Origin of the sequence: Pseudomonas reactans (genome assembly GCF_013385825.1) — a bacterium.
Classification (GTDB): domain Bacteria; phylum Pseudomonadota; class Gammaproteobacteria; order Pseudomonadales; family Pseudomonadaceae; genus Aquipseudomonas; species Aquipseudomonas reactans.
The window spans coordinates 1-13,533 of sequence record NZ_JACAPG010000005.1; the positions used below are offsets into that span (position 1 = coordinate 1).

Annotated in this window: 12 protein-coding genes; 8 read left to right on the top strand and 4 right to left on the bottom strand. The window is 59.9% G+C overall.

Features of this window, described 5'->3' with window-relative positions:
* Nucleotides 1-102: 102 nt before the first annotated feature.
* Nucleotides 103-411 (bottom strand): DUF6124 family protein, encoded by a 309-nt coding sequence (locus HX868_RS04740; RefSeq protein WP_177002083.1) that lies wholly within the window; start codon nucleotides 409-411, stop codon nucleotides 103-105.
* 560 nt (nucleotides 412-971) lie between these two features.
* On the opposite strand from HX868_RS04740, the gene HX868_RS04745 reads away from it, so the two are divergent.
* The 5 genes from HX868_RS04745 (at nucleotide 972) to HX868_RS04765 (ending at nucleotide 4,999) form a co-directional block, all read left to right on the top strand.
* Nucleotides 972-1,901 (top strand): ATP-binding cassette domain-containing protein, encoded by a 930-nt coding sequence (locus HX868_RS04745; RefSeq protein WP_177002084.1) that lies wholly within the window; start codon nucleotides 972-974, stop codon nucleotides 1,899-1,901.
* Between the two features lie 63 nt (nucleotides 1,902-1,964).
* Nucleotides 1,965-2,522 carry a helix-turn-helix domain-containing protein gene (locus HX868_RS04750; protein ID WP_177002085.1) on the top strand — a complete coding sequence of 186 codons (558 nt, stop codon included), beginning with the start codon at nucleotides 1,965-1,967 and terminating at the stop codon, nucleotides 2,520-2,522.
* 105 nt (nucleotides 2,523-2,627) lie between these two features.
* Complete coding sequence (locus tag HX868_RS04755; protein ID WP_177002086.1) at nucleotides 2,628-3,218, top strand: HD domain-containing protein; 591 nt, start codon at nucleotides 2,628-2,630, stop codon at nucleotides 3,216-3,218.
* 321 nt (nucleotides 3,219-3,539) lie between these two features.
* Nucleotides 3,540-4,286 (top strand): ABC transporter permease, encoded by a 747-nt coding sequence (locus HX868_RS04760; RefSeq protein ID WP_177002087.1) that lies wholly within the window; start codon nucleotides 3,540-3,542, stop codon nucleotides 4,284-4,286.
* The gene (locus tag HX868_RS04765) at nucleotides 4,286-4,999 is read left to right on the top strand and encodes an AAA family ATPase (protein ID WP_177002088.1); all 714 of its coding nucleotides are present in this window, start codon (nucleotides 4,286-4,288) and stop codon (nucleotides 4,997-4,999) included. Before HX868_RS04760 ends, HX868_RS04765 begins: the two co-directional genes overlap by 1 nt.
* A 9-nt stretch (nucleotides 5,000-5,008) precedes the next feature.
* Here the strand turns inward: HX868_RS04765 and HX868_RS04770 are convergent, their stop codons facing one another.
* The 3 genes from HX868_RS04770 to pmrG form a co-directional block, all read right to left on the bottom strand.
* Nucleotides 5,009-6,529: an ArnT family glycosyltransferase gene (locus HX868_RS04770; protein ID WP_177002089.1), complete on the bottom strand. Its 1,521-nt coding sequence runs from the start codon at nucleotides 6,527-6,529 to the stop codon at nucleotides 5,009-5,011.
* Nucleotides 6,529-8,184, bottom strand: coding sequence for a lipid IV(A) 4-amino-4-deoxy-L-arabinosyltransferase (gene arnT, locus HX868_RS04775; protein ID WP_177002090.1), 1,656 nt, complete (start codon nucleotides 8,182-8,184; stop codon nucleotides 6,529-6,531). Before arnT ends, HX868_RS04770 begins: the two co-directional genes overlap by 1 nt.
* Nucleotides 8,185-8,361: 177 nt before the next feature.
* Nucleotides 8,362-9,036: a lipopolysaccharide core heptose(II)-phosphate phosphatase PmrG gene (pmrG, locus tag HX868_RS04780; protein WP_177002091.1), complete on the bottom strand. Its 675-nt coding sequence runs from the start codon at nucleotides 9,034-9,036 to the stop codon at nucleotides 8,362-8,364.
* A gap of 274 nt (nucleotides 9,037-9,310) precedes the next feature.
* Between pmrG and HX868_RS04785 the strand changes: the two genes are divergently transcribed.
* From HX868_RS04785 to HX868_RS04795, 3 genes are read left to right on the top strand one after another with little or no spacing between them, the layout of a single operon-like run.
* Nucleotides 9,311-9,979, top strand: a complete 669-nt coding sequence (locus tag HX868_RS04785) for an ABC transporter ATP-binding protein (protein WP_177002092.1) — start codon at nucleotides 9,311-9,313, stop codon at nucleotides 9,977-9,979.
* 1 nt (nucleotide 9,980) lies between these two features.
* Nucleotides 9,981-12,443, top strand: coding sequence for an ABC transporter permease (locus HX868_RS04790; protein WP_177002093.1), 2,463 nt, complete (start codon nucleotides 9,981-9,983; stop codon nucleotides 12,441-12,443).
* Nucleotides 12,433-13,494 carry a lipocalin-like domain-containing protein gene (locus HX868_RS04795; RefSeq protein WP_177002094.1) on the top strand — a complete coding sequence of 354 codons (1,062 nt, stop codon included), beginning with the start codon at nucleotides 12,433-12,435 and terminating at the stop codon, nucleotides 13,492-13,494. Before HX868_RS04790 ends, HX868_RS04795 begins: the two co-directional genes overlap by 11 nt.
* Nucleotides 13,495-13,533: the final 39 nt, after the last annotated feature.

Genomic DNA, 13,533 nt, shown 5'->3' on the forward strand with positions numbered 1-13,533 from the left:
CTTGCCGGCGAAAAACGTGAGAACGCCGCGTTCACCCAGATACCCGACGTCATCGTTAACGACCCTCGCCGGCAAGCCAGCTCCTACATTTTCTGATCGCGTTCAGGCAGGGGTAGGCGAAGGTTTCAGGCACGCGATGGAGCGATCCACCGTCGTCTTGGCAATTTCGAGTAAATGCCACACCGCCAGGATCTTGGCCCGCTCGGGGCTGGGCAGCAGCTCGCCGCAATCCAATGCAGTCGCTGAAGCGCTGTCGAGCAAACTGGCGGTGTAGAGCAGGGCGTCTTCGAAGCTGAGGTCTTCGTTGATGGCGTGGAAACCCTGTGAAGGCAGGTAATGGTCAATGGCGCGGTTGAAGGCGGCGCGGTCATTGGCGGGGTCACAGGGCGGGTCGGGTAGGGCTTTGTTCATGGTGTAGTTCCTTGTGTAAATAGGAGCCAACACCTGTCGCGACTAAACGATGGGTGGTGGCTGTACGCAGGTTAGTCGACCGGCCACAAGGAAATCCGGCGCACCCGAAGGTGCCCTGCGCACAGCCACCATAAAACTACGGTGACCATGCGCCTTGTGTCATTCCGGGCGACTAAACCCGATCACTGAATTGGCAGTGACGGAGCGAAGACTAGCCACCGACCCCGGCAGGCACAAGGCGGCGAGGATTGTCTAGGAAACGTCCTGCAATTAAAAGCGACACGCCTTGCTGGCCCTTTACAAACCATGACCAATTGCCACCAATCCCACCGCTCACTACTCAACAGCGATCCCCATGGGACTCATGGTTGCCGTGCTGAATGCATTCATCAAACTGCCGACAATCGCCTTATAACTCAAAAAAATTTGCCTATGCGATTCAGCTATTGGATTGTTCATGACGTAATGCATTTAATTCGGCACCTAACTCATTGTTGTTCGGAATAAATCAGCGCCGTAAAGCGTTGTAATGAGTCACCGTTCCGCCTTAGAGATGAGCCATGAGCAACCCCGTTGCCCCCGCGCCCCTGATTCGCCTGCTTGGCCTTTGCAAAACCTATGGTGCCCAACGGGCGCTGGATCAGGTCAGCCTGGATATTTATCCGGGCGAGGGCGTGGCGTTGCTTGGCGCCACGGGGGCGGGCAAATCGACTCTGGTAAAGATCCTCAGCGGTACCCTGGCGTCGGACGCCGGTGAACTGTGGGTCGATGGTCAGCGTCAGCGTTTCACCTCGCCGTTGTCGGCGCGCAGGGTCGGCATCGTGGCTGTGCACCAACGTCCCGACGACGGGATCGCTCCCGGCCTGAGCGTGGCCGAGAACCTGTTGCTCGATGAACTGGGCCAACCCGATGCCGATTTCTTGCTCAACCGCAAAAACCTGCTGCAACGTGCCGAAGCCATCGCCGCCGGGCTCGGCCTGGAGCTGCCGCTGCAACACCCGGTCGAACGCATCGGCCAGGCGGACCGCCAACTGCTGGTGCTGGCCCGCGCCTTTGCCCAGCAACCCCGATTCCTGATCCTCGACGAACCCACCGCCGCCCTGTCGGAAACCGACGCCGAACGCCTGCTTGGCCTGATCGACAGCCAGCGGGCACGGGGTGTGGCGATCCTCTACATCTCCCAGCGCCTGTCCGACCTGCAACGGGTTACCAACCGCGCGATTGTGTTGCAGGAAGGACGAGTAACCAGTGACCTCAACACTCGGCACTTGCCAACTGTCGCATACACCTTATTCGGAAATGTGGCCGAGCAGCCAGCGGTGACACCGGACAAGACCCTGCCGGTGCCGTTCCTGGAGCGGTTTACCCGTGCTGGGTTTATCCGCAATCGGGCGGAGGGGCGGGCGGTGCAGGAGCAGGTCGCAGGGTTGCGAGTGGGCACGGACGAGGCCGGTGTGCCGCGCAAAAGTGGGATCAATCCGCAGAGTTGATTTGCAGGCGTGGGCGCACATCCATCAAACTGACCCGCCCCGTCGCCTCTCGAGGATCTCGACATGCCTGACACATTGTTACCGCTGGCCTTGCCTGGCGTTGCGCTGAGGCGTTGGCGCCTGCTGCACCGCGTCAAGCAATCCCATGCCGCGCAGGTGTTCGGTGTGACCCAATCGACCATTTCCCGCTGGGAAAGCGGCGTGCAGGCCATGGACCCGGTGGCGCACAAACAGCTTGAGCAACTGCTGGCCGCTCGCCTCGACGCCGCCGCCGATCACGTCCTGGCCCGGCTGGTCAGCGAGAGCTCACGGCCCATGCACCTTGTTTGCGACCTGACCCACCGTCTGCTGGCGTGCTCTCCAAGCCGAGCGGCCGAGTTCACGCGCCCGATCAGTGAGTTGATGGGCTACTCTCTTTGGCGTTTCGCCACCCCCGAGATCATGTGCAAGGAGCTTGCGCTCAACGCATCCGGATGGCGCGAAACCTTGGCACCCCCCGCCGTGGAGTTTTCCACGGGCGCCAATGACTCGCTGCTCGTGCCCATCACGCAAGGCGTTTGCCGCTGGACCCGTATCCCCCTTTCGGACGGAACGGCCGCGCGCCTGGTCGAGACACTCTGACGCGGGCGCACGCATATCTTATGCGTGGACGTCGGATAGCCCTGGACCTAGTCTGGCCGCCTGTGCAGTCGCGCAGCCTGTCAGTCGACCGAGCCAGAGAACACCATGGACACCGAAGAGATCAAAGGGCGCCTCGCCTTCATTCGCGAGGCGGAAAAACTCAAGGACGTACTCCGCAGCGCCCACACCACCTCAGGCCGCACCGAAAGCACCGCGGAACATAGCTGGCGCCTGTGCCTGATGGCGATGGTTTTCGAGGATCAATTCCGCCATCTCGACAGGCTCAAACTGCTCAAGATGTGCGTCATCCATGACCTGGGGGAGGCCATCCATGGCGACATCCCGGCCATCCACAAAGCGTCGTTTCCTGACAAGAGCGAGCAAGAGAGAAAAGACCTTCTACACCTGACCCGCGCCCTCGACGGGCCATTGCAAACGCAGATAATGGCGCTCTGGGAGGACTATGAAGCCGCGCAGTCTGCCGAGGCCAAGGCCGTCAAGGCGCTGGACAAACTGGAAACCCTTCTGCAGCACAATCAGGGCAAGAACCCGCCCGATTTCGACTATGGATTCAACCTGACCTACGGCAAAGGCTACACGGATGCCGATCCTTTGTTTGAGAAGCTTCGCGGGCTTATTGATGAGGGGACGCGGGAGAAGATCGCCGCGTGTGATTCGGCGGCTTTGGCTGATTGAGCGCTCTCAGGTCAAATTTGACCAATGCCGCTCGTCGTATTTTTGCAAAAAAACAGTCGAGCAGCGCAGTACTTGTTGATTAATGAAGTATTTGATTGTTTTTGTAATGTGATCAATAAGTCACTAACGCTGTTGAAAAATGTAATGTTCGGGTGGCGTCCTCGAAAGAAGAAGTTCGTTGTATTCAATTGCTAGATGTCTGATTTTTATGAGTGAAATTTCTCATATTTACGAGCCTGGTAAAATTAGGGTTTCTTGAATGTTTTTCCAAATGCGCTAAGTTTTGATGGAAAGTCGGTCACGCTTCCTGCGAGGTAAGCCATGAACGGTTATCCACTGTCCAAACCCTTTTTACTGGCCGCACTGTTTATAAAGGAACAGTTAAAGGAACCTGTTGCACTGTTCTGGATGGTGGTCTCTCCGGCGGTAACATTTTATCTAATCGCCTATGCGAGGACGTCCAATGATGATCGAACGATCAGTTATCTCGCCGTTACGTCATGGTTCTATGCTTTTATCGCCAGTAGCGTGGCGTTTTTTGGCCTGGCGTTTTATATCGTAGGGCGAAGAGAAAGTGGCTTTTTGCGCTCTTTTGTCTACACGACACCGACCAAGCTCATCTTTCTATTTGGGCAGTTTTTTGCCTACTCCATCTTGTCGATAGTTTATTGCGTGGTTTTCTACGGTCTGACGAAGTTTTATTTTGGACCGGGGGTGGAAGTTTTGGATATGCTGGATATTGTGTTGAGATTTTATATCTGCTTCCTCTTGTTCTCCATATTTTCGCTGTTGCTTACATTGGCTCCGCTAAGTTTTCAAAATGCCAGTACCGCATTTTCTGTCTTGGTGTGTTTGATGTTGGCGCTTGGAATTGTCAGTGCCAGTTCATCTCATACTGCCCTCCAGCTCATAAAACTTTTAAATCCAATGGGGTGGGCTAATCAAATAATGGTGGAGGGGGTCGCGGGGTCGATAGACGTCGTGTTGGCTGTCATGGCGGCCTTTTCTATCTCCTTTGGCGTGACTTTTCGATTACTGCTCATCAACCCAGTATGGAGCCGATACTGATGAAGAAACTTATCGTCAGCGCACTCGGTGTCAGTTACCCAGGCCATGTACTGTTCAGCGACGCTTCTCTGACAGTCGCAGCCGGCTCCATATCAGGCCTTCTCGGCCCAAACGGCTCCGGCAAGACCACTTTTTTTGATGTGCTGTGCGGCCTGAAGAAAATAGAGGGCGGTGAGGTAAACAGCTCTTTCGCCAAGCTGCTGTACCTGTCGCAGATCATCAGCACGCCGCCTGTATTTCGCATGTTCGACATCTTCAAAATGGCCATGCTGTTTTGCTCCGACACCAAGGTCACTCAACAACATGCACTCGATAAAATCGAAAAATGGAGCCCGGGCATCGCAGAGCGTTACTGCGAGATCTGGAACAAAAAATCCGCACTCTGCAGTTATGGGGAAAAGCGTTGGTTTTTTACGTTGTCCCTGCTCTGCGCCAACGCTGACCTGGTGATACTGGATGAACCCACGGCGGGTGTGGATCCCGAGTTTCGTTATCACATCTGGCGTTGTTTGGAGGGGGCAGCGACAGAGGGTGTCGCGGTGTTGGTTTCATCGCACAACGTCGATGAAATCGTCGCCCATTGCGATGACTTTTACATGCTGAGTCAAAGGCGATTCAACCGTTTCACTGATGGCCAAGGCTTCATGGACGCCTACGACGCCCAAAGCCTGGATGAGGCATTCATCCACGCCGCCAGTTTGCCAAAAGGATAAGACCGTCTTCTATTTGCGCAGGGGAATGAACGCCACGCTCCCATCCTCACGCTTGTGAAACCACCGCTCGCCATTATCCGGCTGGGTGCCAATCACCCGATGATCCTTCCCCAGGTAAGCCAGTGGCGCGGGATCGTCCTTGGAGTACCGCGCGACAATGATCGTGCGTTGCGGATCGAAAGCCTTGCCGCTGGTTTTTTCCAGCCAGGCCAGGAATGCCGCGCTATCGCCCTGGCGCGGGAAGTCCTGGGTTTCGGTCACGTAGTAGAACGGTTTGCCGCCGTTTTGCAGGTACATCGGCACTTTGTTGTCCGCTTCCACCAGCACGAGTTGCCATTGCTCCCACGGCGCGATTTGGGTCGCTTCGGCTCGCACGTCTTCGGCAAAGCGCGTCACGCCGCCGTTGCTGTTGCTCCAGGGGTAGGCCACGCCGAGTATCAGCAGCATCAGTGCTGCGGCGATGGCGAACCCCTTGAACCAGCGTGACTGGCCGGCCGGCCGTGCCCGCAGGCGTTCGCTGACCCACCAGGCGCCGAGTAGTTGGGCGAAGGGCACCAGTGGCAGTACGTAATAGCTACGGCGGCTGCCGCTGGCAGTAAAGAACACGAACAACAGACCCAGGCCCCACACCAGCCAGCGCACATTCGGCGGCGTCTGGCGCCAGTGCCGCAGCGCCAGCCACAGGCCGAGCAGCCAGCAGGGTACCCAGGGCAGTGTGTAGGCGGGCAGGTAGATCAGGTAGGTGTAGATCGGTCCCATATGGTCGAACGGGTCGAAAAAGCGCACCACGTTTTCGCGGAACACCAGGGCCAGGCCGCTGCTGCCATAGCTCGGGGCACCGTAGACATGGGACAGCACGAAGGGCACGGCATACACCGCCGCCGCGATCAGCAAGGCACACACCAGGCGCAGGTTGAGATGGCGTTTGTAGCGATGTTCAGCCAGCAGGTGTGGCAGCAGCACCAGGCCGGGCAGCACAAAACCGATCAGCCCTTTGAACAGCGATGTCACGGCCAGCAGCAGGAAGAACACGGTATAGCGACCGAGCCGCGTGTCCTCCGGCCCGCGCCAGTACCACCAGACTGCCGCCAGCACGCCACACACCGTCAGCACGTCGGCCGTGGCTACGCGCGCCCAGAACAGGAAATAGAAGGTGGTGGCGAGCATCCAACCGGCAATCAGCCCGGTGCCCTTGCGCAGCAGTTGTTCGCCGATCAGGTAGACCAGCCACACGCTCAGCCAGGCGCCGATCACGGACGGCAAACGCAGTGACCAGGGACCGAGGCCACCCAGCAAGTGGGCACTGGCGGTGATCAGCCAGTAGGAGGGAAGAGGTTTGTCGTAATACGGTGCGCCTTTGAGGTAGGGGTCGAAGTAGTCGCCGCTCTGCAGCATCTGCAAGGCGATGTTCGACCAACGGGTTTCCGGGCCCCACAGGTCGCGTGCGCCCAGGCCGGTCAGCAGCAGCAGGGCAGTGACGCCCAGCAACAGCAGCAGGGCGCCGCGTTCGGTCTTGAAGAAAGCCGCCATCACGGCGATTTCGGGTAGATGATCAGTTCGAGGGAGCCCTTGTAGTAGCGTTTGCCTCCTGGCGGCAGTTGCCCGGCTTCGCGCATTTCACTGGTGCTGTTGACGCGCATCAGTACGCCGACCGAGCCGAGTTGGCGCTGTTCCTTGAGCCAGTCCTGCACCTCTTCCAACTCCACTTTGCGATGGACCGAGCCTGCGTACTGCAAGCCATAACGCAGCTCGCCCTCGGTGTCGTACAGCGCCACTTCCGGGCGTTTCAGGCGCCAGGCCAGCGCGCTGGCATTCCCCAGTTCATTGCTCAGCAGGGCTTGGGTCTGTTGCAGTTCTTCCAGGTGTTCGAGCACAAACTGGTCGGGCATTTCGTTGTGTGCAATCCACTCCGGCATGCTCGCCGGCAGCAGGATCACCAGCAAGCCGATGCCCAGGGTCGGCATCGCCCACAGCGTCAGCGGGCGGAAGGCTTGCAGCAGGTTGGTGAGGATCCACCCCAGCAACACGATAAACGCCAGGGACAGGCTGAACATCTCCGCATGGCTGTTGCTGTAAAGCGGCCGGGTGATCTGCAGGTAGATCAGCACGATCATGGCCGCCATGCCGATCACGAAGTTGAGCAGGCCGTTGAGGCCGATCATGCGGGCTTTATGCTGGTTGATCAGGCCGACCAGCGTATGTCCCATCAATAAGGCCAGGGGCAGCAGGCACGGCATGATGTAGGTCGGCAGCTTGCCGTTGCTCAGGCTGAAGAAACCCAGCGGCAACAGCAGCCACAGGGCCAGGAAAGCGATCGCCGGCTGGCGCTTTTCCTGCCAGGTCTTGCGCAGGGTACTCGGCAGCAACCCTGCCCAGGGCAGGCAAGCCACCGCGATGATCGGCAGGAAGAACCACCACGGCCGCACGTGCTGTGCGTTGTCGGCGCTGAAGCGGCGGATGTGTTCATTCCAGAAAAAGAAGCGCCAGAAGTCCGGTTCTTGCAGATGGATCGCCAACGCCCAAGGCAGGCACACCAGCAAACACACCAGCATGGCCAGCGGGCCATAGCGCAGCAGTTCGCCCAGGCGGCGTTGCCAGAGCATGTAAGGCACGGCGATCAACACCGGCAACGCCAAGGCCAGGAACCCCTTGGTCAGGAAACCCAGTGCGCAGGCCAGGCCCACGACGGCCCAGGCCCACAGACGACCGCGCACTGTGTGGCTGTCGAGGGCAAACCACAGGGCTACCAGGCTCAGGTTGACCCACAGGGTGAATTGCGGATCCAGGTTGGAGTAGCCCGCTTGCCCGGCCACCAGGCCGAAGCTCAGGTAGAGCAGGGCGCAGGCGAAGCTTTTGCGCGGGTCATTCCACAGGCGACGGGCGATCAGGTAGGCCAGTAGCACGCTCAAGCCGGAAGTGAGGGCCGAGGCGATGCGCACGCCGAACAGGTTCTGGCCGAACACTGCCTGGCCCAGGGCGATCAACCAATAGCCGCCAGCGGGTTTTTCGAAATAGCGGATGCCCATGAAATGCGGCGCTACCCAGTTGCCGCTCTGGAGCATTTCCTGGCTGATCTGGCCGTAGCGAGTTTCGTCCGGGATCCATAAGCCGTGCAGGCCCAGGGGCAACAGGTAAAACGCGACAAAGGCCAGTAATAACAGTGGCAGAGGTTTTAATCGAGTCATGCAAACGTCGCTCCCTGACGTTTAGTTGTGGGGAATTCAAGTAATGAAGTAATAGAAGAAAATGTCACAGTGGTCACTGAGTTACGGGAAATAGTCATGATGTCCTTAGTTAAAAGGCGCAACTAAACATGCCAGAACAGGGCTGTCTTTTTGCTGAACAGACGGACAGGAAAGTGTTTAGAATTGTTTTAACGCGGCCGGCCAGTCCGGGCTGTTGACGATGCCCAGCGTCTTGAATTTACCGTTGGGCAATACCTGCACGAACAAGGCGCTGCCGTATTTGGGAAAGGCGGCATGGGGAAAGCCCAGGGTGCTTTCGAAGTCGGCGATGCAGCCGCTGTGGGTGACGAAGACCAGGTTGCGTCCGGGGGTTTTATGGCTGAGCAGTTCTTCGCCCATGGCCGCGCCGCAGACGGCTTGCTGGCCGGAAGTCAGTTCGTTTTTACCGAACATGAAACGTAAGGTCTGGGCGGTGCGGATGGCCGGGCTGGCCAGCACATCGCTGCCGTCCATGCCCAGTGTTTTAAAGGCTTTTCCCAGGGTTTCGGCGTTCTGGCTGCCGTTGATTGTCAGGCCTTCCACAGGGCCCAGGCAGGGGTTGGTCGAGCGGTCGCAACGCTCTTCATGGCGCACCAGCACGATCAGGTCGCCGTCACGCCAGAGGGGCAGCACGTGGGAGGTCAACAAGCGATTGCCGACACCGAGGTCCTTTGGCGAGGCGTGCCAAAGCAGGCTGGCGACCAGCAGCAAGCCCACCACGAATATGCCCAGCCATAGCCGTCGCAGGCGCTTGATAAAGGCCCATCGCGAGCGCGGTTTGGTCAGGGTAAGGTCAACCACTTTGTTCACCATGGGCAGTGTTGGCAATGTTGTATTAATTAGGCGCAACGTGTTGGCGAATGCCGGTAATGGAACAAGAGGCTGTCACACGGCGGCTGTCTTTTCGCTGAACATTTTGCATGTAAAAAGTTGTGAAGCTTGACAACTAACAAGTTGCCGACAAGTGACGCTTGACCGGTAATTTAAAGAGGGGTGGGTGGGCAGTCGGTGAAATCGATGTGAAAAATTTGCATGACCTGGATCGGCAGCCGTTATTCTCGATTGCCCCCCTCAAACGAGTGTCGTCATGCTGCAGGTGCAAGGTGTGTTCAAAAGCTATGCCACCCCCCAGGGACCGTTGGCGGTATTGGCCGGTGTGGATCTGCATTTACCCGAGCGCAGCAGCCTGGCATTGATGGGCGAGTCGGGCAGTGGCAAAAGCACCTTGCTGCACCTGGTGGCCGGGCTGGACCGGGTGGACGGCGGCAGTATCCAGGTCGGCGAGCAGCGCCTCGACCAACTCAGCGAAGCGCAGTTGGCCCACTGGCGGCGCACGCAGATCGGGCTGGTGTTCCAGCAGTTCAACCTCATCGGCAGTTTGCGGGTTGAGGACAACCTGGCGTTCCAGGCGCGGTTGGCGGGGCGGTTTGATCCGCAGTGGCAGGCGCAGTTGGTGGAGCGTCTGGGCCTGGGTGATCTGCTCAAGCGTTATCCGGAACAGCTTTCCGGCGGCCAGCAGCAACGGGTCGCGGTGGGGCGCGCGTTGGCGTCACGGCCGGGCCTGTTACTGGCCGACGAACCCACCGGCAACCTGGACGAAGCGACCAGCGACGAGGTGTTGCAACTGCTGCTGGACCTGCTGCGCGACAGCCCCACCAGCTTGTTGATGGTCACCCATAGCCCGCGTATCGCCGCATGCCTGGACCGGCAGGTGGTGTTGCACCGCGGTCGTGTCGTGCCGGCGAGCGCTATTTGAAATGGCGGTTTTTTATTGGACCCTGCGCGCACTGCTCAGCCACTGGCGGCGCCATCCCGTGCAGTTTTTCAGCGTGCTCACCGGCTTGTGGTTGGCCACCGCGCTGCTGATCGGCGTGCAAGCCCTCAACAGCCAGGCACGCGACAGCTATGCCCGCGCCAGCCAGTTGATCGGCGGCGAACCCCAGGCCAGTCTTGGCGCGCCGGACGGGGCCAGCTTTCCCCAAGCAGTCTTTGCCCAGTTGCGCCGAGCCGGTTGGCCGGTGTCGCCGGTGGTTCAAGGGCGGGTGCAGCTAAAGGGGCAGGAAGATGTGCGCCTGCAATTGATGGGCATCGACCCGGTGTCGTTGCCCGGCAGTGGCGCGGTGGCGGGGCAGCGTTTGAGCCAGGCACAGATGCTGGCGTTTTTCGAACCGCCGGGGCGTACCTGGATTGCACCGCAGACCTTGCAGGCCTTGGGGCTGCATGAAGGTCAACAACCCATCATCCTGAACGGGAATACCCTGCCGCCGCTGCAAATCCAGGCCGATATGGCCCCCGGGCTGTTGCTCACCGACATCGGCTTTGCCCAGCCTGTGCTGGAAATGCCTGAGCGCCTGTCGCGGATGTTGGTGGATAAAAAATTCGCCGCCGGCCAGCCCACGCCACCCGCTGGGCTGCAACTCAAGCAGGGCGAGGACAATAACCTCGCGCGTCTCACCGAAAGCTTTCACCTGAACCTCGATGCATTGGGCTTTCTGTCCTTTGTGGTCGGGTTGTTTATCGTGCACGCCGCCATTGGCCTTGCCCTGGAGCAACGACGCGGGCTGTTGCGCACCTTGCGTGCCTGCGGCGTCAGTGTGCGTCTGTTGATCGTCAGCCTGGGCGTGGAACTCGGTGTGCTTTCGTTGCTGGGTGGCGTGCTGGGCGTGGCCAGCGGCTATCTGTTGGCCAGCCTGTTGCTGCCGGATATCGCCGCCAGCCTGCGTGGTTTGTATGGTGCCGAGGTGCCGGGGCAGTTGAGCCTGAGCCCTTGGTGGTGGGGCGCGGGGTTGGGCTTGAGTTTGCTCGGCGCGTTGCTGGCCGGTGCCAGCAGCCTGTGGCGGGCGGCGCGCTTGCCCTTGTTGGCGCTGGCCAATGCCCAGGCCTGGCATGAGGCCCATGGGCGCTGGTTGCGGCGTCAAGGGTGGGTGGCCGGTGCCGCCCTGATGATCGCCGTGCTGGCGCTGGGGTTCGGTCATAGCCTGGCTGCCGGCTTCGTGCTGATGGCTGCGTTACTGCTCGGCGCGGCCCTGGGTTTGCCGGTGGTGCTCAATGCTTTGCTCAAGGCCGTTCTGGGACGCAGCCGCTCGGTGCTGGGCCAGTGGTTTCTGGCTGATTGCCGTCAGCAATTGCCGGCGTTGAGCCTGGCCCTGATGGCGCTGCTGTTGGCCCTGGCCGCGAATATCGGGGCAGGTTCCATGACCTCGGGGTTTCGTCATACCTTCAACAACTGGCTGGAGCAGCGTTTGACTGCCGAGCTGTACCTCAATCCACAAAACCCGGCCCAGGCCGAGCAACTGAGCCTATGGTTGGCGCAACAACCGCGGGTGCAGGCGGTGCTGCCCACCTGGCAAGTCGCGGTGCAATTGCAGGGCTGGCCGGCGGATCTGTTTGGCGTGGTCGACGACCCCACTTATCGCCAGCATTGGCCGCTGTTGGAGGCGTCGAGCGAGCCGTGGGACCAGTTGCAGCAAGGCGACACGCTGATGCTCAGCGAGCAACTGGCGCGCCGGCTTGCGGTGAAGCTGGGCGATACCCTGAGCATTCCGACGCCTCAGGGCACCTGGACGCCAAAAATAGTGGGGATCTACGCTGATTACGGCAACCCCAAAGGCCATGTGCTGGTCAATTCCAAGCACCTGCTGACCCATTGGCCGACGCTGTCTCCGGCGCGTTTCAACCTGCGTGTGGCACCTTCGGATGTAGCGTTGTTGACGCGTGAGGTACAACACGCCTTTGCCTTGGAGGACAGCCGTATCGTCGATCAACAGCAGCTCAAGGGCTGGTCGAGCCAAGTGTTCGAACGCACCTTCGCAGCCACCGCTGCCCTGAACAGCCTGACGCTGGGCGTGGCCGGCGTGGCGCTGTTCATCAGCCTGTTGACCCAGAGCCAGAGTCGCCTCGGCCAGCTCGCACCGCTGTGGGCGTTAGGCGTCACGCGCCGGCAATTGATGCTGCTCAATCTCGGCCAGACCTGGCTGTTGGCGGTGCTCACGTTAGTGTTGGCCTTGCCGCTCGGCTTGCTGTTGGCTTGGTGCCTGGACGCGGTGATCAATGTGCAGGCCTTTGGTTGGCGCCTGCCGTTGCAGGTGTTCCCGTGGCAACTCGCGCAGTTGCTCGGCTTGGCGATGCTCGCGACCTTGCTGGCCTCGGCGTGGCCGTTGTGGCAGTTGTACCGCAGCCGTCCGACGGATTTGTTGAGGACGTTTGCCAATGAAGATTAAGTGGCTGTTGTGGATGTGCTGCTTACTGGTCGCTTGCGACAAAGTCCCCGCGCCACCGGAAAGCTTCGCTGGCCTGGGCAGTGACGCGGCGGACTTTGCCCAAGTAGTGCCCGGCAAAGTGTTCAGTTTTCCAGAGGACCATGGCCCCCATCCGAGCTTTCGCATCGAGTGGTGGTACGTCACCGCCAACCTCAAGGACGCGCAGGGCAATGTCTTCGGCGTGCAGTGGACGTTGTTCCGCAATGCGCTCAAGGCCGGGCCGACCGAGGCGGGCTGGCGTGATTCGACGATCTGGCTTGGCCACGCCGCCGTGACGTCCGCCACTCACCACTATGCCGCCGAACGTTATGCACGCGGCGGCGTGGGCCAGGCCGGGGCCCAGGCGCAGCCGTTCAATGCCTGGATCGACGATTGGAATTTCGTCACCCGTCCCGGCGCCGCGAGCAGCTTGGCCGACATGCAACTCAAGGCCAGCGGTGCGCAATTCGCCTATGACCTGCACCTGACCTCCAGTCGCCCATTGGTGTTGCAGGGCGACAATGGCTACAGCCGCAAGTCCGACCAGGGTCAGGCGTCGTATTACTACAGCCAGCCGTTTTTCAGGGCCAGTGGCAGCGTCACTATCAATGGCAAGGTCTATCAAGTCACCGGCCCGGCCTGGCTTGACCGCGAGTGGAGCAGCCAACCGCTGAGCGCGGGCCAGACCGGCTGGGACTGGTTTTCCCTGCACCTGGACCGGGGCGAGCAGTTGATGCTGTTTCGGGTACGGCAAGCCGATGGCGCGGGGTATCTCACGGGGACCTGGATCGACGCGCAAGGCCAGACGCAGACGCTGCACAACGCTGATATCCAGTTGGTGCCGTTGGAAACCACTACGATTGATGGGCGCAAGATTCCTACACGCTGGTCGCTGAAGATCCCTGGCAAACAGCTGGACATCACCACCCAAGCCGTCAACCCGAACGCCTGGATGAACCTGAGTATTCCGTATTGGGAAGGGCCGGTACGGTTTGAGGGTGGTGTGGGTTACCTGGAAATGACTGGGTATTAGGGCCAGCCCTTTCAAGGTCTTTAGGTGGAACTGGCGATA